Genomic DNA, 23,043 nt, shown 5'->3' with positions numbered 1-23,043 from the left:
TCGCTCCTTTGAGCACTTGTCCAATAATTAATCTACATTGTGTTTTTTTATGCCGCGCTTAATACCGTTAACGCTACTTGCGCCATGATTTATACGCCAAGTTTAAGGCCACTTTCATCAACGTAAAACCCGCTGAATAGTTGCAGCCAACTTGGCTTATATTCAGCTTCGCTGGTGTTAACGCTCATAAGGCCCCTTGAAAGCAATGTTTCAAGGGAGTACAGAGGAATGCTGATTCCATGTTTAAACCAATGAGTGCAACAAAACTACCCTGTAATGACCCTTTTGTTAACTTTTTTAGCCATTTGCTAACAAGTCAATTGTATCTATTTATTAACGCCTGCCGGTCATGATTAAGCTGGTGATGCCGCAAACCCAGATTTATGTGGGCGAGACTGGCGAGGACTTTATTGAGTTGACCACTATTCATCCAACACGTCATGCCCCCTCATGCAACACTTAACGTAATACGGGCACGTGAAAAAACACCACGTCACTGCCGATAACTTCAAGCTGCCAGCCTTGTTGTAATGCTAGCCACTCGAAGGTTTCAATCGCGTAGAAATTGATGTGGGTCGGGTCGATTTTATAGTGCCAGTTAATGAATCCTTCAAGGTTCGATACCCGTTTGGTCATAATGGCCAATATGCCACCGGGTAACAGTAATTGGCTTAATAGCTCGATAAGTTGTTTGGCATTGGCAATATGTTCAATCACTTCGGTTAAACACACAAAATCATATTGCTGGCTTAACACCTGAGTATCTGGGTGATAAAACAGATCATAGTTAGCCACGCTGATCCCTTGCTTTGCCGCCATTTGGCTTAGCACAGCACCTTCGCCGCAGCCAAAATCTAATCCGCTTGCATTGGGAGCAAGCCGGGTTAACAACGGGGTTAAGGTGCGTGATAAAAAATGCTGATAGCCCGCATCGGCAAAGTCGTTATGGTGACAATCATAATGGGCTTTTTCGGCGGTTTCATCCCAATAAAATGCTGCCGGAACTGACACCAGTAAACACTGTGAGCAACGAACATAGGGGCGATATTTATCTTGATGAAACGCAATAGTTTGATGGTGACACAAAGGACAACACGACAAAATGAACTCCGACACAGGCGAGGTGAAAAGTAATAATAAACACTGAGTCTATTCTGATAGAACCGGTTCTGCCGTTGTGGTGGCCTTGGGGATTTTACGTGTTTGCTTAGCAGCGTCTTGCGCCTGCTGTAAATACTTTTGCTGACGTGTTAAACGCTCATCAGATTGAGCACGGGCTTTTTCGAGCTGCTGCGCTTCCCAATCATTAGACTGCGCCTTAGCTAACACTTTTTGTTCACGTTCCGAGGTTGCCTTGGCTGCTTCACGCGCTTTTTGCAATTGGCTTTGCTCAAGTTCAATTGACTCTTGACGCGCTTGCTCGCCTTTTTCAGCTAAGGTCATTTTTTTATGGGGTTTGTCAGCAGCAGAAGTAGCACCAGAAACGACAAACGTCAACGAGCTTGCTGCAACCACTAAAACAAATAAGCCTATCAGCCCGATTTTCATGTTATCTATCCTTTGATTTTATCGCTGTTATAACGCGCACGAACCTGAGCAGGCATAGCGGTTAACTTATGTTGCACCATTGTGTTAAACACTGCAAATATTGGCGCGATATCAGTCGCAGGATTTAACGCAACCAGAGTATGAGCAACCGCTTCGAGGGTTGACAGGCTGTCGCTGCGTTTCGCTTTACGGATAACATATTGCGACTCATCTGCACACTCAAGATGCAGCGACGGATAATCAACTAACCACGGATTCAACTGCAACATGCGGTACGCCTTGCGCCAAGTACCGTCGATTACAATAATAATCACGGCCTCGCTCGCTCCGGCCTTGGCGACGGTTTGGCTGTGCTCATTGGGGTAAACCACGTACACAGGTTTCGTTTGCGTGGCTAAATAGTGTTGCAACTCAATAAAGTCCTCGGCAGTCTCGCCCACATAAATCTGGGTTTGCGGCAGCACCAGCTTCAATAACCTCACGCTGTTTTTAGCATGCCCCACTTCAGACGGGTGTTGCATCACCACTACCTCGGTTTGGGAACACACCGGTTTGAGCGCATGGCAAACACACGCTGACTGCGGGTATTGGCAATTAATACAATAACTTCTGCTCATTTTTTGTCTTATTATTGTTGCAAATATGTAATATTGAGTTCAATATGCTTGGCTTTACATCATAACATCTCAAGGAAGAACCATTATTATGACAGGAATTATCACAAGAACCATGGCAACAACAATGACAAAGATGTCGATTGCCTTAATGCTCGCACTTTCTACAAGTTCCGTTTATGCCGCACAAGATAATGCCTATCACCACGAAGCAGAAATCGGTTTTTTAGACTCATCAGGTGAAGCGGATGGCCTAGTTAACGCCAACTATCGCTATTATTTTAAAGCGGTTGAACAAGCAGATAAGCCATATGCATTGGCGGGATTCTTTCATCAAGGCTCAACTGTTGCAGCGCGTTATGTCACCACTGACGTCGAAGATTTATATAACATCTCTGGAGAATACGTTTTTGACTCAAAATGGTTTATCGGTGCAGAAGTCAGTCGACTCAATATTGAGGAAGATAATTACTCTAGTAGTCCAGATAGCTTTACCACTTATTCAGCCAATCTAGGCTATTTTTTCACGGACCATTCGGCATTAACCCTTAATTACAGCAGAATGTCTGAGTCTGAATCAAGCAGCTTTGCATCAGCAACCTATAACTCAGAGGGTTATAAAAGCAATGACCTTGATGTTTTTAGCTTAAATTATGAACATTTTATTCCACTGCAATCAACCGCTGGAGTCATGCTCACAGGTGCATTTTCCTATAGTGATCAGAAATTTACGAGTAATGATTTAAGCAGTTCTGTTGATAACTTAGGTCAAGTAACCATCAGAGATTCTAAGATAGACATGGGTTACAGCATCTATAACCTTGCCATCAATGCCGATTGGTATATCAATAATGCATGGTCTGTTGGGGCTAATGTTGAGCAACGTTATCTAGATACTAGTTATAACTTCAGCGGTACCAGTTTTGACAACCAAGGTGATAATGACCAAACAGACACTTATACTGGCATAAACACCCGCTACTTCTGGCGTTTTGCCGATGTATTTTCGGCTAAGTTTGCACTTGAGCACTCATATTTCAATGGCGAATATGATAACGACTCACAAACCAGCTTTAGTGTAGGCATTAACGCCCGCTTCTAAGTCTCATCATATTGAGGTAAAAAAAACCCGCGGAATGTGGTTAGTATTCTGCGGGTTAAAGGTGATATTACTCAAACTAATTACTCATGTTGTAACTGTTCTTGATGCAGATGGCTTAAGTTTTTCATTGCCATAATGATCAGTAATACTGCACTAAAGCCTGCCATAACCAGCGCAATGGCATAAGGTGCGGGTATATCGGTTAGTTGCACCAACGCGGTCAGTAATGACGCACCGCTCATTTGAATACATCCCAGCATAGCGGCTGCTGTGCCTGCTCGTTCACCGAAAGCCGACAACGCCATACTGGTTGCAGGGCCGAGTAAAATGGCAAACCCAATACACAAGATCATCATCGGGGCCATAAAGGCTATCGCGGCTGCTAACCCTTCTTGTGGGCCGACTAAGTACATCCCCGCTTCGAGAAAGGCAGCAACTAACATCAACGATAACGCCAGCAACACACCCGGACGGTTACCAATACGCTTTACCAACACCGGAGCGGCAAAACAGGCTGCAATGTTTACCGTAGCATTGAGTCCAAATAGAACACTGAAGGTGAGTTCAGAAATACCTAAATGACCAATTATCCACACGGGTGAGTACGACACGTAACACAAAATTGACGCCATCGCGATCATGCAGCAACTGGCATAAAACATAAAATGAGGATCACCAATAACCGGCTTATAACGACTCCAACGATATAAAGGACCCGTGCTGTCGGTATTTAACGGACGCGTTTCCGGAAAACGAAATCCCACTAAAAACAGCACTAAAATGGCATACAAAGCCATAAAAATGAAGGTTGAACGCCAACCAAACTGCAAGGCTAATAGCCCACCAAATGTGGGGGCCAGTGCAGGAACCACACAAATGGCCCCATTGAGATAACTGTATATCGACACACTTTGTTTGCGGTCATAGCAATCACGTACCGCACTAAATACCACAATAGAGGTTGAACATGCTGCCAAGCCTTGGAAAACACGCGCAATCTGCAACCATTCAAACTCAACCGCGTAAGCACCTAATAAACTGCTAATGCCATAAAGTACAATACCAAATAACGCGACAGGTTTACGGCCAAAACGATCCGCTAATGGGCCAATTAAAATTTGTCCTACGCCCATAGCAAATAAAAATAACACTAAGGTGGACTGTACTTCACTGTTAGATACGCCGTAATCCAACGCCATTGCAGGCATAGATGGAAGATAAATATCAATCGCTAATGGGCTTAGTAGCACCATAAACATTAATAGTGGCAATAGGTTACGACGCATATTTTCTATCTCTCAAAATTTTAATGCACAAAGGTCACCCTTAATAGGGCGCTATAGTAAGTCAAATGGAGGTATGAACGGAAATGATATAAAATCCAAAGTGAATTTCCATTTGAGAATATCACATGAACTTAGACAACCTCGCTCGAGTCGATCTTAATCTATTAGTCATTCTGCAAGTCTTACTTGAGGAGCAAAGTGTCACCCGGGCAGCCCATCGCTTGCATGTCAGTCAATCGGCTGTTAGTAAAAGCTTAAATCGTTTGCGGGAAACATTAGGCGATCCACTTTTTCAACGTACAGCACACGGCTTAAAACCAACCGCACATGCTGATGCATTAAGGCAACAACTACCATTAGTGTTGCAAAACTTGTATCAACTCACGCAACCGCCAACCTTTCATCCGGCGACCAGTAACCGTCAATTTTCATTCTCGATGGTCGAAAGTGCTTATGAAACCTTAATTCCATATTTTATCGGACCATTATTACAACAGGCACCGTTAATAAAATTGGATTCTTATGTTTGGACTGAAAAATCAATGCAAGATTTACAACAAGGACAAATCGATTTTGGGCTTGCAGGCAGAGACATTCAACCTCATACCGATGTCAATTTTGAACATGTGCCTGAAGGTATTGAATCACAAACTCTATTTAACGATCATCAAGTTTGCTTGGTGCGTAAAGATCACCCTATTTTACAGACTGTCACTGCTGGACACTGGGATCAAGATCACTACCTCAATATGTCTCATGTGCAAGTAAGATGTGAAGGTAACGACTGGTGGGCCTTGGATTACCACTTAGCCAATTTAGGCTTACATCGTAACTTATCAACCACAGTGCCAGACTTTTACGGTGCAGTAAGTGTATGCGTAAACACCGATTTAATTTTCACCTTACCGTCTAGTTTTGCCTATCACGCCCAGAAACTGTACTCACTCGTTTCTATTCCCTTGCCGTTTGAATTTATGCCTATGGCCTATGTGTTTTTATGGCACGAACGAAATAATCAAGAGCCGGGACATCAATGGTTTCGCAATATTATTTTCAGCAGTGTCGAGAAAGCCATTACTCATAATCATATTAGTAAAACTAATCGCTGACATTTCAGCCTTGATTTAACTTTTAAGTCACGAGGCACTAGAATAAAACGAATAAGTAATCGATTACCAAATAAGCAAACCTGATGGGTTATCCATAGGGTTAATCCCGGAGGAGAGAGGATGTTCAGTTCAATTAATCTACACAATATAATTCAACGCCTCCGGAAAATGCGCCCATATACTGCATTAGCAACGGTTGCCACTGTCTTATTGGGCGGTCTGTTGTTATTACCGTTAATATTATTGTTTGTATTTGTCGGTTTCATTGGCATGACGCTCTTGCGTAACCAATATATGAAGCATAATCGCTAAACTCAAGCAAGGACAGATATCAACCTCATACTAATATTGAACCAAAAAACCACATCATGTCACGTGACTAGAACCATTAATCACTCGCGTAAATAATTGTTCTGCCCACACTGACTCAGCTATTTTTTATCATGCCTCTATTTATTTTTTCATATTTACAACCTAACTCGCGACACACTTTATCCCTCGATAACTATTAGGATTTATTCGTAATGGGAGGGCATGTTGATGTTTTAAAATACATTTTGCAGCAGTTTGAGGCCATATTATACAAGGTCGCGCTTACAACGTGCAGTGGTTGTAGATAAATAAGTGATAACGCACTAGCGACAAGCCACCAATGTGCCCTAAGGGTCCAGCTAAACGGGTGCTCTTATTTTTAAGCAAGGGTATTCGTAAGCAAAGATACTTGTAAACCAAGGTCTTTGTTGCAAGGTACTCGCTTAGTTAAAGACTCGATCTGTAAGACTTGCGCCGCAATTAAAACCTGTTTACCTCGAACATATTTTAACCAGAAAATATCTACAAGCCATAGGGATAGTATTATATTGCGATGTTTTTTTAATCGAATTCCCAGCTTATATCCATGCCACGGTCAATTGAACATGCACAAGTCACACATTGGCTACAAATCTGTATCGAAATTTTTACATACCTCTTTTGATATAGGATAATAAACAGTTACAAAATGTAGGGTTTTATTGTTATAAAAAATATATTAGGGAGCAAAGATGAAAACATTTTATTTCATTGCCATATTTGTATTATTTTCCATGTTAGCGTTCAACGCTAATGCGCAATGGGATGATGATACCGGCTGCATGAGTTGCCATAATGGCATCGAACAATTTTCACAAGTTGACGGCATGGCCGATCTGACTTGTGTTGATTGCCACAATGGTGATGGTATCGCCACCAACATGAAAACCGCTCACACAGATATGTGGGCCAATCCGACAGACTTACGGGTTATTAACGACACCTGTGGCAGTTGTCACCCAGATGAAGTCGACAACGCCAAAACCTCACTCCATGCCACTATGGCCGGAGTAATTTCAGGTACTCGCTACAACTTTGCTAGCCAAGATCGTAATGCGATCCATGCCACTTACGATGTTAAAGCACTGAAAACGGGCCGAGAAGGCACAGTTGAAAGCCTAACCCAGATACCAAGTTATGACCCAACTCAACCAGAATCAAACACCAATTCACCAGGTGATGATTACCTCCGCAACCAGTGTTTACGTTGCCATATTTGGAGCGACGGCCATCAACGCGATGGCGATTACCGCGCGTCTGGCTGTGCAGCATGTCATGTTGAATACAGTAACGATGGCACCTATGAAGGTGGCGATAAGGCCATAGATAAAACTCAAAAAGATCGTCCTCGCAAGCATAAAATGACCAAGAAAATGACCGTAGACCAGTGTCAGCATTGTCATAACCGCGGCGGACGTACGGGCGTAAGCTATAAAGGCATGATGGAATCTGACGGATACGGCACACCCTATACCGAAGACGGTGACAAGCAGGGTAAGCTGCATGGCAAACACTACAACTTCCTTGAAGCTGATTTACACTATGATGCTGGTATGAGTTGTATTGACTGCCACACCAAAAACGAAATGCACGGTGATGGCTACTTATATACCAAAAAAGAGCACGCCTTAGAAATCCGTTGTGTGTCTTGTCATGGTACGCCAACCACCGAAGCCACATTAAAAACCTCACGCGACATGCCCTTGAACAACCTCAAACGTGAAGGCAAAACAGTAACTTTAACCACTAAAAACGACGGTAAAAAACTGGATGTTCCTCAACTAAAAGATAAAGAGTTGTCTAAAGAAGGCTATGTTGCGATGGTGAAAATTGCCAGCCACATGGAAAAAATGGAATGTTCTACCTGTCATGCAGCTTGGGCACCGCAATGCTATGGCTGTCATGCTAAGCAAGACATCAGCAAGCCAAATGGCGATTGGCTTAACGGCACGGGTGATGACCCCTCTAAACAAGGTAACAAAGCTAACTTAGCCAAGAATGCCTTCAGCTGGGATGAATCCCGTTCATACGTTCGTTGGGAAATGCCTGCATTAGGGATTAACCATCGCGGAAAAGTGTCTACTTTCGTACCGGGTTGCCAAGTATTTTTAACTCAAGTAGATGGTAAAAAATCGATTGTAAGCAATAAAACTTACACCACCGTCGATGGCACCAGTGGTATTTCACACAACCCGATCCAGCCTCATACCATGAGCAAAAAGTCGCGTACTTGTGAAGAATGTCATACCAACCCGAAAGTATTGGGCTTAGGGAGCGGTGTATACGACATCAACAGAAACTTCCCAGACGGCAAAGCCCCTATCGATTTTGAACTGGAACGTTTTGTTGATGAAAACGGTAAACAACTGCAATCAACTTCACATGAAGGTGCTCGTCCATTTAATAAACAAGAAATGGATCGCATCAGCCGAGTCGGCACTTGTTTAGCCTGTCATGGCAGTGATGAAATCAATGCCACAGGTAAAGCACCAAACGATGTAACCCATAATAAAGTGATTAGAAAGATGGCTGAAAAAGCCAAATAATCGATCAAAGCATTTTATAAACAAGTCATAACCAAAAGGGTAAACATTATGTTTACCCTTTTTTTTGGTTATATGCTTAGTTAACAAGAGCAACCGTTACCCAGACCAATAGAGGGTTTCAAACAACTCTTTTTCCCGCGGTCGAAGTTGTATTGACGTGCTATTGCTAATGGTTCAGCAAAATAGACATTTAATCCCAAACTTAAAACATTAACCAAGTTTAACGTGACATATTATGTCCAGATATTGCAAACTGTACATTAAGTCATCGTTACTAATTTATAGGTAACGTTTTTAGACACCCATTTTCAGACGAACTGCATTCAGGAGCCACTATGAAATTTAATCAATCATTCCACACTGCCAATTTGAAAAGTCGGTTCACGGCAATGAACCCAATTTTGGCATTACTGATGTTTTTTAGCATCGCATTAACCACGATTGTGCTATTACCCTTTTTATTGTTACTGGGCTTATTAAGCTTTATTACACTACAGCTCTTAGGTAAAAAAATATTGCAGAGAAACCAGCCACACGCTCAACAAGGTGATGTCTACCAAGACAGCGCTGATGTGCAGCGCGAACAAGCTGCGCCTTATGCTGAGATGTTTAACCGATCTAAACCGAATCAAACTCAACACACTGGACGCACATTTGAGCATCAAGCAGATTAACTAACCGTTAGATGTGCTTAGTGATCACCTTACCGATCCTAGACATTAATCCAAATTGATATCGGCTATGTTTATCTAAAATTACCGTCATTAGTCCTCATTACCAGCAAGCTATTAACGCTATCTAAGGCGGTAAAACCTTCAATATTCGCCAAAAATATCGGCTGGCTATGTTTATTTTGATGTAAAACATAAAGTGCTGCTAAACACTAGTCACCTCTTAAGCATTGAATCGCGCCGATCAAACCCCAATGTCATTAGAAGGCGGGCAAATAGAGTAGCAAACGATGCTGCCACATTTGCCAGTAATATAAGCCAAAAATTCGATACTGAGGAGAAGATAAAATGAAACAGACACTCATTTTAGGCGCAAGCGGACAGATCGGTAACATGGCAACAAAGCAGCTATTAGCAGAAGGCCAATCAGTAATAGCGTTAGTGCGAGATAAAAATAAATTGGCTGATATCGCCAGTGATAAGAAGCTACGCATAGTTGAAGTGGATTTAGAACAGGACTTTAGCCAAGCATTTAACGATTGCGATCAGGTCATTTTCAGCGCTGGCTCAGGTGGCAAAACAGGTGCAGACAAAACTATGCTCATTGATTTATGGGCGGCCTGTAAAGCCATTGATTACGCAAAAGCGGCTAATGTGTCACATTTCATTATGGTTAGCTCTATCGGTGCTGACGATCCCGACCAAGGTTCAGAACAAATGAAGCCTTACTTAGTTGCCAAACACATGGCCGACGAACACTTGATCAACAGTGGGCTTAACTACACCATATTTAGACCGGCTTCATTAACCGATGATCGCGCCACAGGTAAAGTGCAAACCCAGCGGCCGAGCAGCAAACAAGAGATGACTATTCACAGAGAAGATGTTGCTCGAGCACTGACTTACGCGGTAGGAAAACCGCAGCTAGGCGGCAAAGTCTTTGAATTATTTAATGGCAGCAAATCCCTCACTGATGTCCTAAATTAATCCATTCAGTAGACATTCGCCTAACAACGCCATAAACACTGAAATAAAACGGCCAGCACAACGCTGGCCGTTTTATTTTTAGTATTTTTTCATAGTCTTAGATACAATAAATTAGCTATATTGCGTGGTTAAGCGCACCACTATTTAACCCTAAAATGTAAGCCTGAAATGTAAGCCTGAAATGACATTTCATCCATCGCACACTGCAGATTACCGAACTGACTGGCGATTATCGAGATATGAAAGAGCCACCATTGTGCAAATGATAGCAACTAATGAGCTAGTTCACTTTTGGACAAAAGTGGGTTTAAGATATGGCCTGAGGCCACCAACGTCGTGGCGCTTCGCCCACACCAGACCAAGAGGAAACCAACGGCAGCTCCCTCTTTACTCTTTTTAAAAGAATTGGCCTAGCCGCCCCGCAATATTTTCCCAATTGACTTAAACAACAGATGCGAAAAGGTCGCCACGGGGATTTATCCAGTTTTTGACTTCATCTGTAACCGTCTTCGGCCCATCTTATAATAAAGAGTGAAAATGCTAACGCTTCCGATGGTACATCCTGTACCGCGAAAGCTAGCGGGCCATCCATGGCCAGCTCACGTCATTTTCTTCAACGGCCTCAAGTTCAGAGGTGAATTTAGGCATTTTCAATCAAGGCATCTAAATCATTTATGGACATAAATCAGTTAGTGCAAAGGGTCTAAAAGTTGATCTCAGGATTAGGAAAAGTATCCTTAAATCTTTGTACGTGCTACATGCTTCCAAAAAAAATCAGCATTACTCTTGGCTTGTTGCTCGGATTCTTCAATGGGGTAGCTAACTCGTTGAAATAGTCTGTTAAGGGTAAGTAATATAACTTTCATCTGCCCTAACAAGTAAAATACATCTCCAATTTCGTGACCATTAGCTTTTACGTCATATACACCGTCTTTATGTGCAAGTAACTTGTTTCGGAGCAACTTAATCCTTGTTGCTTGCCCTGAATTCAGTAGTTCCTCAATATTACCGATGCATTCAAGAAAGTCCTGATCAAATTTAGCTACACGCTTGCTAACAAATTCACTTTGACAACGGGATGCTGACTCGTTGAGTTTTACTACATTTGGCTCAGCAATATAGTAGCTTTTAAGATACTTTGTGTTGAATTTAGTATCTTTATCAGTCAACTGCTCAAGCAGGTTATAAAGGCTTAAATTCGATGACCCTTTCGACGGATCAAATAGCCAAGAATGAACATCAACCATTAAAGATGCATACAAAGTATGTTGCAACGTAAGAATACTTCTCCGGATAGGAGAAGATAAGGAACTTAGGGAGTTGCTCAGATTTATCGATACAGACAGAAGTTCTTTGGGTTCCAAAAGATTTAAGTAGCCAATGGTCGCTGAATCAATTTTCTTCTGAAACCTAGGCAATTGCTGTTTTCTCATTGATTTTCTCTAAATACATAACGCTGTATGGACAGTAATCCACTGCCTATCCCAAAACCAGCCGCTGTGACAAACCGAGCCAGTGAATTCACTAATTAAGTGAGCTACTAATTGCTTGAAGTATGTCAAAGAACACCACCTCTGACTTGTCGACAAGACCTAACAGATAAGGATAAATAAGCAAAAGCAACGCTTGCCAAAAAGAGAAAACACTTAAGATGGTGCCAATTAGCATCATCCAAACACCGCACGCCTCCTCAATTGCTTTACTCTTTACTTTTTGAGCTTCACATTGACTAATGATATCGTTACAAAAAAACAAGCCATCACCGTTTATATCTGAGTCATAAGTGACATAACTTGAAAAAGCTTTCAACAATCGATGTTTTAGTGAAAGTAGCACACCAAATAATCCAATAACGACACCTGCTTTTTTAAGGTATTGGAAACCAAAGGCCTTAGAATCAAGAATGATAGCTGCAACGACTAGAAGTACACTTAACATAAGCAATATTGAAAGTTTCAAAATATTACTTAAAACTCGTGTTGTAAATCTAACGTAGAACGGCAAAATCACATCTTGCTTTCGAGTATTACTTGTCATATTGCCCACTATGTAACACTAGAATGATGAAGCCATAATATTTTTTTTAAGCTCATTAAATACTTTAAAGGATGCAGTACCTAAGAATTTCCGACCATCTTTGAACTCACAAATAAAAGTAGTATCTTTGCTCTTTCCACCTAGTATTAACCCCGCTAACAACCCAACAGGACCAAGCAGAACACTACCCGCAACGCCCCAGCCTGCTGCACCACCGATACTTATAACTGACTCTTCAGATGCCTCTTCCAACCTTTCTATTTCCGAAGGATTTATCTTTTCACGAAAAAATTCACCTTCATTTTTCATTGAGAATTTACCATGCACGTACTGGCTTTCATTTCCTTTTTTAAAATCTCCTGCGTGTATATCAACTCTACCAAGCCCCATATTAACTCCTTTATAAATATAATCTTTGATTGGCTAAAGCATAAGATACTCCGAAAAAGTGTTAATCACAAGCCGCGACACCACCGTAAGTCATTGAACAATATGGCGATATTACTATATCGCGATAGTGTTTACTCTAATGTAAATTCGTTAGTGTCTAATGTTATTTAGCGTTCACATCTAAATTCAGGGTTGATTATAGATGTGGGTAAAGTGGTCACTAGATATGGTGATTTAACATTAGCAGGGGTAGGGCTAATCTAGCTAGGCAAAATGGAGCTGAGCATATGTTCTAAATGATAAAGGGGCAAAACCGAGTTGGTTTTTGACTTAAAAATGTACAAATTCAACTTTAAACTTGAGGGCGTTGAAGAAAATAGCGTGAAGCTCACATGGATGTGAGCTTAGCTTTCGCGGTACAGGATGTACCATCGGAAGCGTTAGCATTTTCGAATAAGGCCGAAGAACACTAAATAAAGTTAAAAGCTGGATCAATCCCCATGGCGACCTTTTCGCTGTTCAGAAAATGTTGCGGGGCGGCTGGGAGTTCCAAGAGGGAATAGCCGTTGATTTCCTCTTGGTCTGGTGTGGGTGAAGCGCCACGACGTTAGTGGCCGCAGGCCATATCTTAAAAACACTTTGGGGCATAAACGTGTCGGTATGTTGACGTTAAAAGGGACAAATTCAACTCTAAACTTGAGGACGTTGAAGACTCTTTATAAAAGAATGCGTGAGCCTGACAGGCCTATCGGAAGCGTTAGCATTTTCACTCTTTACTGCAAGATGGGCCGAAGCAGGATTAAAACGAAGATAAATGCTGGATCAATCCCCATGGCGACCTTTTCGCATCTGTTGTTTAAGTCAATCGGGAAAATGTTGCAGGGCGGCTGGCCAATTCTTTTATGAAGATTAGAGAGGGAACAGCCGTTAGTGGCCGTAGGCAATAAAGAATAAACAGGCAAATGATGTTGATCATTCATTATGCCACGGCAAATGTTACCAACTGAGCGAATATATGACCGGCAGTAATAGCGATAAACTCAGCCAGACAATGATCGTTAGGGGAACGCCCACACGGACAAAATCGATAAACTTATAACCACCCGCATGCATTACCAGCAGGTTAGTCTTATACGCCATGGGGGTGGCGTAACTCATATTGGCGCCAAACAGCACAGCAATAACAAAGGGTTCGGGATCAACCTGCAGTTGCTGCGCGATGCTGATAGCAATGGGAGTACCAATGACTGCCGCAGCATTATTGGAAACAATATTGGTCATAATTGCCATTAACAACATCAGTCCAGACACAATAACCGCCGAAGAAGCCCCCGCCGTTAAGGCCACAAAGACTTGGGCCAAATACTCTGCACCGCCGGTTTTCAATAATGCAGCCCCCATCGCCAAACTCGCCGCGACAATCAGAATAACCTGGGTGCTCAGCGCCATGGAAGCATGCTGCCAGGTTAAGCAGCGGGTGATCAGCATCAGTAATACACCACCGACTGCGCTGATCGCAATGGGAACGCCCCCAAATGCCGACACAAGAATAATCCCAGCCATGATCAGCAGAGCCGTTAGCGCTTTATCGGTGTGCGGCAGGTCTGCGGTCGCATCGAGAACCAATAGCTCACCCGCTCGTTTGATTTCACCTATGGTATCTTGATTACCCTGCACCAGCAGAACATCACCGATGCGCAGGCGAGCCTGGGCTATTTTTTCGCGCAGCGTCTCGACTGAGCTTTCCCCCCGATGTATTGCCAGGACCATTAACTGATAGCGATTATAAAAGTTAACTTGCCTTAAGGTCATGCCAAGCAGAGGAGAACCTTGCATGACAACTATTTCGGCGATCTGCTGTCCCTCACCGGATAATGGATGCTCTTCATCCACCGGGTTATCGCCGACATAGAGCATGGCCTCCAGAGCACTTTCCAGCTCCTTAAGATTGTCCGGCGTTTCATTGACCATCAACCTGTCCCCTGCCTGAATTTGCGCATCCGGCAAGGGGACAATATAGGTTCCGCTACCCCGCATGATGCGTGATACTTCCAGCAACCCTGAGGTCTTTTCGGTCAGCTCTGTCAATGTCTTGCCGACGGAAAAACCGTCTTCCAATATCACCAGTTGGGCGGAAAATATTCTTGGAGAGGTATCGCTGAGTATGGCCTTACGTGCAGGCAGTAGGCGTGGTGCAATCAACCATAGATAAACAATGGCAATGCCGGCAACGATTGCTGCTGGTACAAAAAAATCAAACATCTGCAGTCTTCTCAGGCCCATATCAGCAGCCACCGAGACCACTAACAAATTCGTCGAGGTACCTATACTGGTACTCATGCCGCCCACCAGCGTCGCAAACCCCATTGGCATTAACACCCCCGAAGCAGGCGCTCCGGTTCGCAGCGAGACACTGATCAGAATAGGAAGCAGCAGCACGACTATCGGCACATTATTGACAAATGCACTGAGAAAAGCGCCAATCAGCAGGGTCAGCAACATACTCAATACAGGGCTTACTCGCCATAAACGCGCTAGAATTCGGCCAAGAGGCACCAGGGCTCCCGTGCGCACCAAGCCGTTTCCGGCAATCATCAATGCACACACAGCCACCAGCGCTTCATGGCCAAAACCACTGAAAAATTGCAGCGCCTCAAGATGTTGCCCCTGGGCGTTGATGTAAGGAAAAACAGTAAAACCTATGCTCAGCACTGCCAGAATAAACAGACTCGACGTCTCAATGGCAATAGATTCTCTGGTAAACAGAAACAGAGCAAGCAAGACAAGCAATAGCACTGCAAGTGCATGCACATCAGGAAGCGGTGGCAAAGTCATGATATTCATTGCTGGCACCTGTCAGTTAACCTTTTTTATTTGCATATGCATGGTAAAGCAGAGGCTTGCTCTGAAGATCTTTTCTACGACGCTCTTCAGTGCAGGTTGGCGTTTGTTTGTTGACCCTATATCACCTAAATATTAGGCTTTTTTTCTAATAAAGCTAATTGAAGAGAAACAAATCAGCAAGTTATGGGTTATGTCTTATTGTATAACCCACAGGCAAGCATGAAATTGAAGATTCAGCGGCCTAACATTGTCATTTAACGCCATGTCAAAATTGAATTGTTTTCCTGACGAAACACAAGCTGTAGCCATGTCGCAGTAATGTCATCATCCAGTAAGAGGTATTTTTTGTTTGATTTGCAAGACTTATGCTGGATATTGTTACTAGTCATATGATTTTTATAGCGCCATAAAAAACCATAGAACAACAATTAATAACCATTATTTTCAATATCTTAATCTTAAACAGCGATTTTTACATCTTGCATCTGGCTCAGGATCACATTTATATCTCACCAATTAGCATTACTACCTCCAAAGGATTAGCATTAGATAAATTTCATATATTCAGGGCGGCTTTATGACGATTTGTAAAACAATGTTGGTCTTATCCTCAATTTTTTGGCTTGGGGCTTGTGGGAGTGATAGTGATAGTACTGTCACGGCGCCGGAACAGGTATTGCCTCAGGGGCAGTTCTCTCTAGCCATTTCCGACTCGCCTATGGCTGGCGTTACCCATGTGGGCATGGTCATGGGGGAACTGGTCATGACAGATGCCGCGGGCGACATCCATAGGCATGACTTACAGGATATGGCATTTAACCTACTCGATTTCCAGGGGATGGACAGTCATCTTATGGTCGATAGCATCGACTTGCCCCCAGGGCAGTATCATGATGCCTATGTCACCACCCAGCAAGGCGATGGCAATGACGGCTGCTATGTTGAAGATGGCCAGGGTCGCCACGGTTTGCATATTACCAATGGACAGCTGCCCGTTTCGGATTTTGAGGTCGTCGCTGACCAGCATCTTGCCATCACCATGGAAATTGATTTGTATCGTGGCTTGTCTAACGAGCAGGGGCAATACCTTTTAAATCATGAAGCCATGTGGTCTGTCGATAATAGTCATATGGGTCACTTGCTAGGTGAGGTCGACCCCCAGTGGATTGCCGATTGCGAAACAACTCACTCCGATCTGGCTTCGGCGGGAGGGCAATTTAGCCATATGGCCTACCTGTACCCCGAAGAGGTCACCGATATTAACCAAATGGCAGATATGGGAACCAATCCACCAGCGGGTTTCATCCCCCCTACGGCAGTCAGTCCTATGATGCAGGATACCGACGGCAACTGGCACTTTGCCATGGGCTACTTGCCAGCCGGAAACTATCGGGTCGGCTATAGCTGTTTAGGCCATGTAGATGATCCAATCACCGATGAGATCACTAGTGGTCCATTTGTTATGTTTAAAGATTCAGGTTCAATTACCATAGAAGCAGGTACACAGGGTGGCCAGCAGACGGTACATGAGTGCGGTAATGGCAATGGTGGTCATCACGGCGGCATGGGTATGGGTATGGGCGGCTAGCGATAATAGTCAGGCTCACATTCAATTTGGGAGCCTTCACGCCTAAAAGCATGGTGAACTAAGTTAACGGTAATGATGATTGAGTTGAAGTATGAGCAGATACCTCGTTAATCATTGTTATCGTTGCGTTGAGGTAGAGCCGCAGCTCTTCACATAAAAGTGGCAATCGGTTTTTCTCTCTAACACACAATGGCCGTTTTGAGTCAGCAAATATCCACTGACGGGTAGATGGACAGGAATGAGCTAGGGTTTTTACTCCATTATCTACGTTCAAATAACAACAAGTAATGTATTACTTGTCATTACAACACCACGATTTAGGATCTAATGCTTATCTAAATGTCTATTATTAAGGGTACAGATCATTTTAAAACATAGTCTTAGTTTCGCTCAGCAACGACACCGCCAAACAATTTTCTGAACCCAAATCTCATTGTATTGAATAATTAATCTTTGCGGTCCTTGGTAAATTTTGGGATAAAAACATTCTATCTTAATGACTTTAATAACAATAAAAAAGTATCAACATACCGTCTGGCATATAACGCTAAGCAATTGACGCGTTCCAAAATATTGACGCTTGTAAACTGAACAATACTCGATAAAGTTAGCTAACGTTTAAGACAAGAGATTGTTTTTTCACGACAACGCCATCCCTCCAATGAATAAGAAGGTCCACCATGAAAACAGTAAAAACACTGATTGCGCTCTCCCTATCGGGCTTGCTTGTCGCCTGTGGTGGTGGTGACGACGACACTTCCTCGCCGCAAATGGGAGAGTTTAGCTTAGGCGTGTCAGATAACCCGAGTGACGCAAAAAACGTGACTATCGCTTTTAAGCAAGTCGTATTGAAAAATGATACGGGCAGCATTTCATTTGACGTGTCTGACGACGGCGATTTAAAACAAGTCAATTTACTCGAATATCAAGGTACAGCTGTTGAAACTTTAGTGAGCGGTCAAAGTATCCCCGTTGGCGAATACCAAATGTGTATTTACATGCAAAGAAGTGAAACGCCAAATGCCGAGAGCTCTTTTGTTAAAACCATAGATGATAATCTCTATGGACTGACAACCAACAGCAATGGCTCTTGTGGCGGTGTTGGCGCAGACGATGCTGATACTGGCCGTTTATTTTTCAATAAAACATTTACTATCGCAGCCGGTACAAACAGCTTTGTCGCCGAATTTGACCTAAACAGTGGCTTACAAGACCCCCACGGCAATAAAGACTACTGGACCTTAAAACCAACATCAGTTCAGTTACATAACAATGCTGAAGTCGGAGCCATTAAAGGCAATATTCCCTCAGAGCTCGAGACACTATGTGGAACAGCAGCAGGTGGCAGCCTCTTTAGTCATGCTGTCTATCTTTACTCAGATGCAACAGCACTCGACAATATGAGCGATTTCAGAAGTGATGCCGTTGTGGCACCACAAATTGCGCCAATTGCTTCTGCTAGAGTCAACGATATTATCGATCAGAACGGTGAAGTCATTGGCCAAGGCTATGAATTTGGTTTCGTCGTTGCAGGCAACTACAGTGTGGGTTACACCTGTGTAGCCCAAAATGACGATCCTGATCTCAATAACAACCCTGATGATTTAGAGCTACCTTTCTTTATCCATGCGGATAAACAAACAGTGACAGTGACCAATGGCACTGTGGCTAATGGTGATTTTGCTAACACGCTTAATCCATAGTCTTGAGCCATAGTCTTAAGCCATAGACTTAAACCATAGTCTTGAGCAACTCGCTTAACACCAAATAAAGCTGACTTATAAAAAAGCATCCGTAATGGATGCTTTTTTTTATGACTCGGCTCATTCATTTAACCGTAAAAAACCATTAACACCCAGTAAGATCTGCAGCCATTAAGTAGAAAAGATACTTTACAAAAATAGGCCATCAATGGCTATAACATTCGCGGTTGTAGTGATAACCCCTAAATAAACCTACCTTATTCCTTAACGATCCAACCCAATATGGGCATAAACATATTAATAAATCCAACCCGATTACTGGACAACATTGAGCTAACGATTTAATCCTAACGTAACCTCAGCAGAGGTTAAGGGATGGGATAAGTTAGCCAAGATCAGAATGTTTGGTCTATTTCATATCAAACTTGTTACTTTTTTGCTCTTTTTTTGCGATTAGTCTTGCTAATAATGCCCATTGACGCATCAATAGCTAGCTTATTGCCAATCAACATCGCCATCTAAATAAGCGCCTGTTTAATAACGTTTTATTATCTAGATCTGAGGTTCGTTGAGGCGGTGATATCGACTAAAGCTATGGTATGCAGTTATTTAAATCGTGCAAATTCGTTGGTGCGATCCGGGTTTAGTAAGGACTCTATTGCAATAACGATCTATTGAATAAATGTCACTTTATCCCTTTAAGTCGGGTGTCGGCGAAATGCCACGACCGTAAGGTCACACGCTCTTATTTGGAAACAAAACATGACTTATTCGAGTAAGTGTTTGGCTTGTTTCAGCGCGATCATTTCATCTTCACTTGGGTTAAGTGCGATCACACTGTCGATTTGCATTGCTAATGATTGCCACAATGGTTCGATTACTTGTAAGTGATCGTCATTGGCGTGTACCTTAGCTAATGTGAGTAAATACGCTGCTTGCACCACATCGATACGGCCTAGAATACCGTCGGCTAACGCCACGCTTAGCTCTATCATTGCGCTAACATTGTGACCGTACTTTATAGCTTGATGTAAGTAATGCTCGGCTTTAGTGCGCTGTTGTTGGCTGGCATTGTCGTCATGCAAAATATCACTGCCGCAATATAACATTGCATCGACTTGACCTTGCTCGGCAGCTTCGCTCATCCATTGCTGACTCGCAGCCAAGTCTATTTGGCAGCCCAAACCTTCGCTCAGCATCAGGGCTAAATGATATTGTGCATTCGGATAGCCTGCTTGGGCTGCTTTATTAATCCATACAAATGCTTGTTCAAACTGCTGAGCTTGATAAAACAACACCCCAAGATTAGACATAGCCTCGGCATTTTCCGCATTGGCAGCAAGGGTCAATAAACGCTCGGCTTGAGTTAGGTCGACGGTAAATTGATTACTGCCGATAAGGTAGAAAAACCCCAGTAATGCTTGTGCTTCAACAATGTCTTTTCCGGCAGCTTTAGCAATAAGTTGCTCACCTTCGATTGGATTTGGATCGCTGCAATAGCCATGCAATAAGCTCACACCGTGCTCAAATAATGCCGCTTGATGTTGAGTGGATGCAACACGAAACCAATGTGCCGCTTGTGCAAATGCCTCTGCTGATGTTTGTTCAACGGATGCCGACGTCGCCGCGCTTTCTGTCGCGGATGTGTCAATGGTTTGCGCCAACGCGCGCTCCTGCTCTTGTAACATTAACCCTTTGGCTTTGAGTGACATTGCCACTAAATACTGTGCTTCAGGATCATTCTTCATCACTGCGCGATAACATAAATCGCGGCCAGCGTATGAATCAAATGCTTCAAATTGGTAGCGGGGTGCAGTGCCTCGATGTAAAGAGGGGTATAGCTTTACAATTAACTGCAAAATATGACGAATCGACTTTTCTGCGATGCTAATGAGCTGAATTTGGGTTAAATGATATTTTTCAGGATGGGCACCACGATTACCGTCACTGCGCAGGCGATGTAACGCCCGCACGGCAGCAACATCAATCACGCGCAGCTGATTTAACTGTTCGATGCGATCATATAAGTTGGCAGAGGTAAATGTTACATCATGCTTCTGAGCTAATTGAGCGGCTAACTTATGGGTAAAGCTTCTAATATAAACTAACGCTTGGGTTGGAATGTCGCGTACATAGCTTTTGGCTAAACGGTAATCATTGCCCAACTCAATAGAGAAACCATCAATAAACTCAATATCATTTAACAATGGTCTCTCCTTTTTGAGTATCTATAACATCTTTATCCTTCAGAGTTGTCAGCATCCGGTGTTTTACGATTGATCATATACAATCTAAACAAAGCAATATTAACGAACAAACCTAAGAACGAAAAAGTGGTTTCAACGACCAGTTGTAGCGGAAAGCCAACTTGCATCGCGAATTGTGAAAACATACCGCCTAATAGAGACAATGGCACGTATAGCATTAATACCGCAATGGTTTTAATGGTGATAGGGCCACTAAATTTAAAGCTGCTCTTAATCGCTTCAAATGGCGTTAAACGCTCAACCACCACCATAAAATTGACATAGGCTAGGCGAGAGAATAAGTACAAGCTCACTATTAAGCCAATTAACCACAGTGGCCCAAACGCCGCAAAAATCATTACTGGCGCTAAAATCGCTAAACCAGAAAATACCCCAGCCAGTAATAGCGGTGGTACAAACGGAAAGCTGGCTTTTAGTATTTGTGCCGGCGCAAGATCGTGGCCTTGAGAGCGTAACTCTAAATATAAGGTTAAGGCGGCAATTAAAAATGAAAACACCAACAATAGCACCATCATTGCAGCAGCATGAATAGCACCAAATTGCGGGTTTTCAACATCCGCTTGGATCATTTCATTACCCAGCCAAAGTTGAATCGCGACTTGGATTAACAAAAATGGCAAAGTCAGTACGGCAAGCTGACGGATGTGGTTTCGAAAAAAGTTAAATGCTTCAGCCATAATTGCAAACAATGACATGTGGGTTCCAGTAATCTATTAACGACGAATATGGCGCTTAGGATACCCAAAAAAAACGTATTTTGCACAAATCAAATTATTAAAAGATGCGATCATTTGTCGCATTTATGTAAATTAGGCTAAAATAGCATCTAAGTTTTGACATTTAGCCACATAAAAGGATACCCATTATGAAATTGGCATTATCATTAGCGATACTTTTTAGCGCCTTTATATTCTCAGCTCCAGCATCGGCGGGCTGGTTAGATAACGTGACTGAAATAACCAAAAAACCGGCAGCAGAACAAGCTAAAACAATTGACCAATCCCAAGCAACTGAGCAATCAAGTGTTTTAGTGGCTAGCGTTATGTCACAACTGGGGTTAACTCAACCCCAAGCAGAAGGCGGATTAGGGTCACTACTTAGCTTGGCCCAAAGTAATTTAGGTGCAAATGATTTCAGTCAATTAAGCGACAGCATCCCTAATACAGACGGTCTACTTGCTGCGGTACCTGCGTTAGCATCAGACAGTGGTATGTCAGGATTATTATCAAAAACGGGTGATTTAGGCACTGCGTTACAAGGTAGCGCAATGGTATATGATGCTTTTGACAAACTAGGTATCTCAAAAGAATATATTACACCTATGGTGAATATCGCTAAAAACTATCTACAGCAAAGTGGCGGTGACGGCACGGTTGATTTATTAATCAAAGGCCTAGGCTCAGTTTTATAATCAGCCTTAAGACGGTCTGACAATCATAGTGAACTTACGTTAACATTATTTAATCCCATGCTATTCGCTTGGGATTATCATTTTTGCTAGCATCGGTATGTCTAATGTCATTATAACGGAGTGATTATGATCGCTAAACTCAAGCAGTTTCTCCAATCGCATGCTCAAGAAAGTAGCCCTGAAGATAAACAGAAAAACCTCAACCTCGCGGCGGCAACCCTATTACAAGAGGTTGTGTATGCCGATGAAAATTTGGCCGCAGCTGAAGCAGCTTTACTGCCAGAAATGCTCATCAACACTTTAGGCATTAGCTCAGAAGAAGCGATAATCCTGATAGACGAGGCGAAACAAAGCCGTAAAGACGCCACATCATTATTTGAATTCACCGCCGAAATCAATGCTCAATTTAGTATTAATGATAAACAAAAATTACTGCTGTCAATGTGGCAATTAGCCTATTCCGACGGTGAACTGTCTCAATATGAAGACCAGATTATTCGTCGTACGGCAGAGTTACTACACTTAAAACACAGCGAACTGATTCAAATGCGTAATATTGCCATGGAAACTCGCTAAATAAAGCCCATTA

Annotated in this window: 19 protein-coding genes; 9 read left to right on the top strand and 10 right to left on the bottom strand. The window is 42.8% G+C overall.

All coding sequences use genetic code 11. From position 1 onward, the window contains the following. Nucleotides 1–459: 459 nt before the first annotated feature. Genes AAEZ00_RS00685 through AAEZ00_RS00675 form a run of 3 tightly spaced genes read right to left on the bottom strand, consistent with a single transcriptional unit; the run spans nt 460 to nt 2,165 of the window. Nucleotides 460–1,101 (bottom strand): class I SAM-dependent methyltransferase, encoded by a 642-nt coding sequence (locus tag AAEZ00_RS00685; RefSeq protein WP_101033121.1) that lies wholly within the window; start codon nt 1,099–1,101, stop codon nt 460–462. Nucleotides 1,102–1,149: 48 nt separating this feature from the next. Continuing rightward, nucleotides 1,150–1,548 carry a hypothetical protein gene (locus AAEZ00_RS00680; RefSeq protein ID WP_351078956.1) on the bottom strand — a complete coding sequence of 133 codons (399 nt, stop codon included), beginning with the start codon at nt 1,546–1,548 and terminating at the stop codon, nt 1,150–1,152. Between the two features lie 5 nt (nt 1,549–1,553). Continuing rightward, a complete protein-coding gene (locus AAEZ00_RS00675) occupies nt 1,554–2,165 on the bottom strand; it encodes a tRNA-uridine aminocarboxypropyltransferase (RefSeq protein ID WP_351078959.1) in 612 nt (203 codons plus the stop codon). Between the two features lie 88 nt (nt 2,166–2,253). On the opposite strand from AAEZ00_RS00675, the gene AAEZ00_RS00670 reads away from it, so the two are divergent. Continuing rightward, nucleotides 2,254–3,264, top strand: coding sequence for a hypothetical protein (locus tag AAEZ00_RS00670; RefSeq protein ID WP_351088029.1), 1,011 nt, complete (start codon nt 2,254–2,256; stop codon nt 3,262–3,264). 80 nt (nt 3,265–3,344) lie between these two features. Here the strand turns inward: AAEZ00_RS00670 and AAEZ00_RS00665 are convergent, their stop codons facing one another. Beyond that, the gene (locus tag AAEZ00_RS00665) at nt 3,345–4,550 is read right to left on the bottom strand and encodes a multidrug effflux MFS transporter (RefSeq protein ID WP_351088027.1); all 1,206 of its coding nucleotides are present in this window, start codon (nt 4,548–4,550) and stop codon (nt 3,345–3,347) included. Nucleotides 4,551–4,675: 125 nt separating this feature from the next. On the opposite strand from AAEZ00_RS00665, the gene AAEZ00_RS00660 reads away from it, so the two are divergent. The 4 genes from AAEZ00_RS00660 to AAEZ00_RS00645 all read left to right on the top strand — a co-directional run bounded on the left by AAEZ00_RS00660 (nt 4,676) and on the right by AAEZ00_RS00645 (nt 10,214). Beyond that, on the top strand, nt 4,676–5,659 hold the full coding sequence (locus tag AAEZ00_RS00660; protein WP_101033126.1) for a LysR family transcriptional regulator: 984 nt from the start codon (nt 4,676–4,678) through the stop codon (nt 5,657–5,659). Between the two features lie 1,043 nt (nt 5,660–6,702). Next, the gene (locus AAEZ00_RS00655; protein ID WP_124013165.1) at nt 6,703–8,556 is read left to right on the top strand and encodes a multiheme c-type cytochrome; all 1,854 of its coding nucleotides are present in this window, start codon (nt 6,703–6,705) and stop codon (nt 8,554–8,556) included. 335 nt (nt 8,557–8,891) lie between these two features. Continuing rightward, a complete protein-coding gene (locus tag AAEZ00_RS00650) occupies nt 8,892–9,230 on the top strand; it encodes a hypothetical protein (RefSeq protein ID WP_101033129.1) in 339 nt (112 codons plus the stop codon). 345 nt (nt 9,231–9,575) lie between these two features. Beyond that, on the top strand, nt 9,576–10,214 hold the full coding sequence (locus AAEZ00_RS00645; RefSeq protein WP_124013164.1) for an SDR family oxidoreductase: 639 nt from the start codon (nt 9,576–9,578) through the stop codon (nt 10,212–10,214). Between the two features lie 737 nt (nt 10,215–10,951). Here AAEZ00_RS00645 and AAEZ00_RS00640 read toward each other — a convergent pair. The 4 genes from AAEZ00_RS00640 to AAEZ00_RS00625 all read right to left on the bottom strand — a co-directional run bounded on the left by AAEZ00_RS00640 (nt 10,952) and on the right by AAEZ00_RS00625 (nt 15,485). Beyond that, entirely contained in the window at nt 10,952–11,647 is a 696-nt protein-coding gene (locus AAEZ00_RS00640) for an AbiU2 domain-containing protein (RefSeq protein WP_351078973.1), read from the bottom strand. Between the two features lie 91 nt (nt 11,648–11,738). Further along, the gene (locus AAEZ00_RS00635; protein ID WP_351078975.1) at nt 11,739–12,251 is read right to left on the bottom strand and encodes a hypothetical protein; all 513 of its coding nucleotides are present in this window, start codon (nt 12,249–12,251) and stop codon (nt 11,739–11,741) included. Nucleotides 12,252–12,269: 18 nt separating this feature from the next. After that, nucleotides 12,270–12,641 carry a hypothetical protein gene (locus AAEZ00_RS00630; protein WP_351088024.1) on the bottom strand — a complete coding sequence of 124 codons (372 nt, stop codon included), beginning with the start codon at nt 12,639–12,641 and terminating at the stop codon, nt 12,270–12,272. Between the two features lie 996 nt (nt 12,642–13,637). Next, nucleotides 13,638–15,485 carry an SLC13 family permease gene (locus AAEZ00_RS00625; RefSeq protein WP_233768586.1) on the bottom strand — a complete coding sequence of 616 codons (1,848 nt, stop codon included), beginning with the start codon at nt 15,483–15,485 and terminating at the stop codon, nt 13,638–13,640. 577 nt (nt 15,486–16,062) lie between these two features. Here AAEZ00_RS00625 and AAEZ00_RS00620 point away from each other — a divergent pair. Both AAEZ00_RS00620 and AAEZ00_RS00615 read left to right on the top strand, forming a co-directional pair. Further along, on the top strand, nt 16,063–17,073 hold the full coding sequence (locus tag AAEZ00_RS00620) for a DUF4382 domain-containing protein (protein WP_351088022.1): 1,011 nt from the start codon (nt 16,063–16,065) through the stop codon (nt 17,071–17,073). A 680-nt stretch (nt 17,074–17,753) separates the two neighbouring features. Continuing rightward, nucleotides 17,754–18,776: a DUF4382 domain-containing protein gene (locus AAEZ00_RS00615; RefSeq protein ID WP_351088020.1), complete on the top strand. Its 1,023-nt coding sequence runs from the start codon at nt 17,754–17,756 to the stop codon at nt 18,774–18,776. Between the two features lie 767 nt (nt 18,777–19,543). On the opposite strand, the gene AAEZ00_RS00610 is transcribed toward AAEZ00_RS00615, so the two are convergent. Continuing rightward, nucleotides 19,544–20,983 carry a DUF4145 domain-containing protein gene (locus AAEZ00_RS00610; RefSeq protein ID WP_351088018.1) on the bottom strand — a complete coding sequence of 480 codons (1,440 nt, stop codon included), beginning with the start codon at nt 20,981–20,983 and terminating at the stop codon, nt 19,544–19,546. A 32-nt stretch (nt 20,984–21,015) separates the two neighbouring features. Beyond that, the gene (locus tag AAEZ00_RS00605) at nt 21,016–21,738 is read right to left on the bottom strand and encodes a hypothetical protein (protein WP_124012701.1); all 723 of its coding nucleotides are present in this window, start codon (nt 21,736–21,738) and stop codon (nt 21,016–21,018) included. 170 nt (nt 21,739–21,908) lie between these two features. Between AAEZ00_RS00605 and AAEZ00_RS00600 the strand changes: the two genes are divergently transcribed. Together AAEZ00_RS00600 and AAEZ00_RS00595 are read left to right on the top strand one after the other, a co-directional pair. Further along, a complete protein-coding gene (locus AAEZ00_RS00600) occupies nt 21,909–22,454 on the top strand; it encodes a DUF2780 domain-containing protein (protein WP_124012702.1) in 546 nt (181 codons plus the stop codon). Nucleotides 22,455–22,580: 126 nt separating this feature from the next. Then, nucleotides 22,581–23,030, top strand: a complete 450-nt coding sequence (locus AAEZ00_RS00595) for a tellurite resistance TerB family protein (RefSeq protein WP_124012703.1) — start codon at nt 22,581–22,583, stop codon at nt 23,028–23,030. Nucleotides 23,031–23,043: the final 13 nt, after the last annotated feature.

Source organism: Shewanella sp. S1-49-MNA-CIBAN-0167, assembly GCF_040310145.1.
Taxonomy (GTDB): domain Bacteria; phylum Pseudomonadota; class Gammaproteobacteria; order Enterobacterales; family Shewanellaceae; genus Shewanella; species Shewanella psychromarinicola.
This window is presented reverse-complemented; position numbering and strand designations above follow the sequence as displayed.

What these genes read in the sequence shown, in the direction of transcription:
- AAEZ00_RS00625 (WP_233768586.1), bottom strand. Translation starts at nt 15,485, where the DNA reads ATGAATATCATGACTTTGCCACCGCTTCCTGATGTGCATGCACTTGCA.
- AAEZ00_RS00670 (WP_351088029.1), top strand. Translation starts at nt 2,254, where the DNA reads ATGACAGGAATTATCACAAGAACCATGGCAACAACAATGACAAAGATG.
- AAEZ00_RS00635 (WP_351078975.1), bottom strand. Translation starts at nt 12,251, where the DNA reads ATGACAAGTAATACTCGAAAGCAAGATGTGATTTTGCCGTTCTACGTT.
- AAEZ00_RS00660 (WP_101033126.1), top strand. Translation starts at nt 4,676, where the DNA reads ATGAACTTAGACAACCTCGCTCGAGTCGATCTTAATCTATTAGTCATT.
- AAEZ00_RS00645 (WP_124013164.1), top strand. Translation starts at nt 9,576, where the DNA reads ATGAAACAGACACTCATTTTAGGCGCAAGCGGACAGATCGGTAACATG.
- AAEZ00_RS00655 (WP_124013165.1), top strand. Translation starts at nt 6,703, where the DNA reads ATGAAAACATTTTATTTCATTGCCATATTTGTATTATTTTCCATGTTA.
- AAEZ00_RS00615 (WP_351088020.1), top strand. Translation starts at nt 17,754, where the DNA reads ATGAAAACAGTAAAAACACTGATTGCGCTCTCCCTATCGGGCTTGCTT.
- AAEZ00_RS00650 (WP_101033129.1), top strand. Translation starts at nt 8,892, where the DNA reads ATGAAATTTAATCAATCATTCCACACTGCCAATTTGAAAAGTCGGTTC.
- AAEZ00_RS00680 (WP_351078956.1), bottom strand. Translation starts at nt 1,548, where the DNA reads ATGAAAATCGGGCTGATAGGCTTATTTGTTTTAGTGGTTGCAGCAAGC.
- AAEZ00_RS00630 (WP_351088024.1), bottom strand. Translation starts at nt 12,641, where the DNA reads ATGGGGCTTGGTAGAGTTGATATACACGCAGGAGATTTTAAAAAAGGA.
- AAEZ00_RS00595 (WP_124012703.1), top strand. Translation starts at nt 22,581, where the DNA reads ATGATCGCTAAACTCAAGCAGTTTCTCCAATCGCATGCTCAAGAAAGT.
- AAEZ00_RS00665 (WP_351088027.1), bottom strand. Translation starts at nt 4,550, where the DNA reads ATGCGTCGTAACCTATTGCCACTATTAATGTTTATGGTGCTACTAAGC.
- AAEZ00_RS00675 (WP_351078959.1), bottom strand. Translation starts at nt 2,165, where the DNA reads ATGAGCAGAAGTTATTGTATTAATTGCCAATACCCGCAGTCAGCGTGT.
- AAEZ00_RS00600 (WP_124012702.1), top strand. Translation starts at nt 21,909, where the DNA reads ATGAAATTGGCATTATCATTAGCGATACTTTTTAGCGCCTTTATATTC.
- AAEZ00_RS00605 (WP_124012701.1), bottom strand. Translation starts at nt 21,738, where the DNA reads ATGTCATTGTTTGCAATTATGGCTGAAGCATTTAACTTTTTTCGAAAC.
- AAEZ00_RS00620 (WP_351088022.1), top strand. Translation starts at nt 16,063, where the DNA reads ATGACGATTTGTAAAACAATGTTGGTCTTATCCTCAATTTTTTGGCTT.
- AAEZ00_RS00640 (WP_351078973.1), bottom strand. Translation starts at nt 11,647, where the DNA reads ATGAGAAAACAGCAATTGCCTAGGTTTCAGAAGAAAATTGATTCAGCG.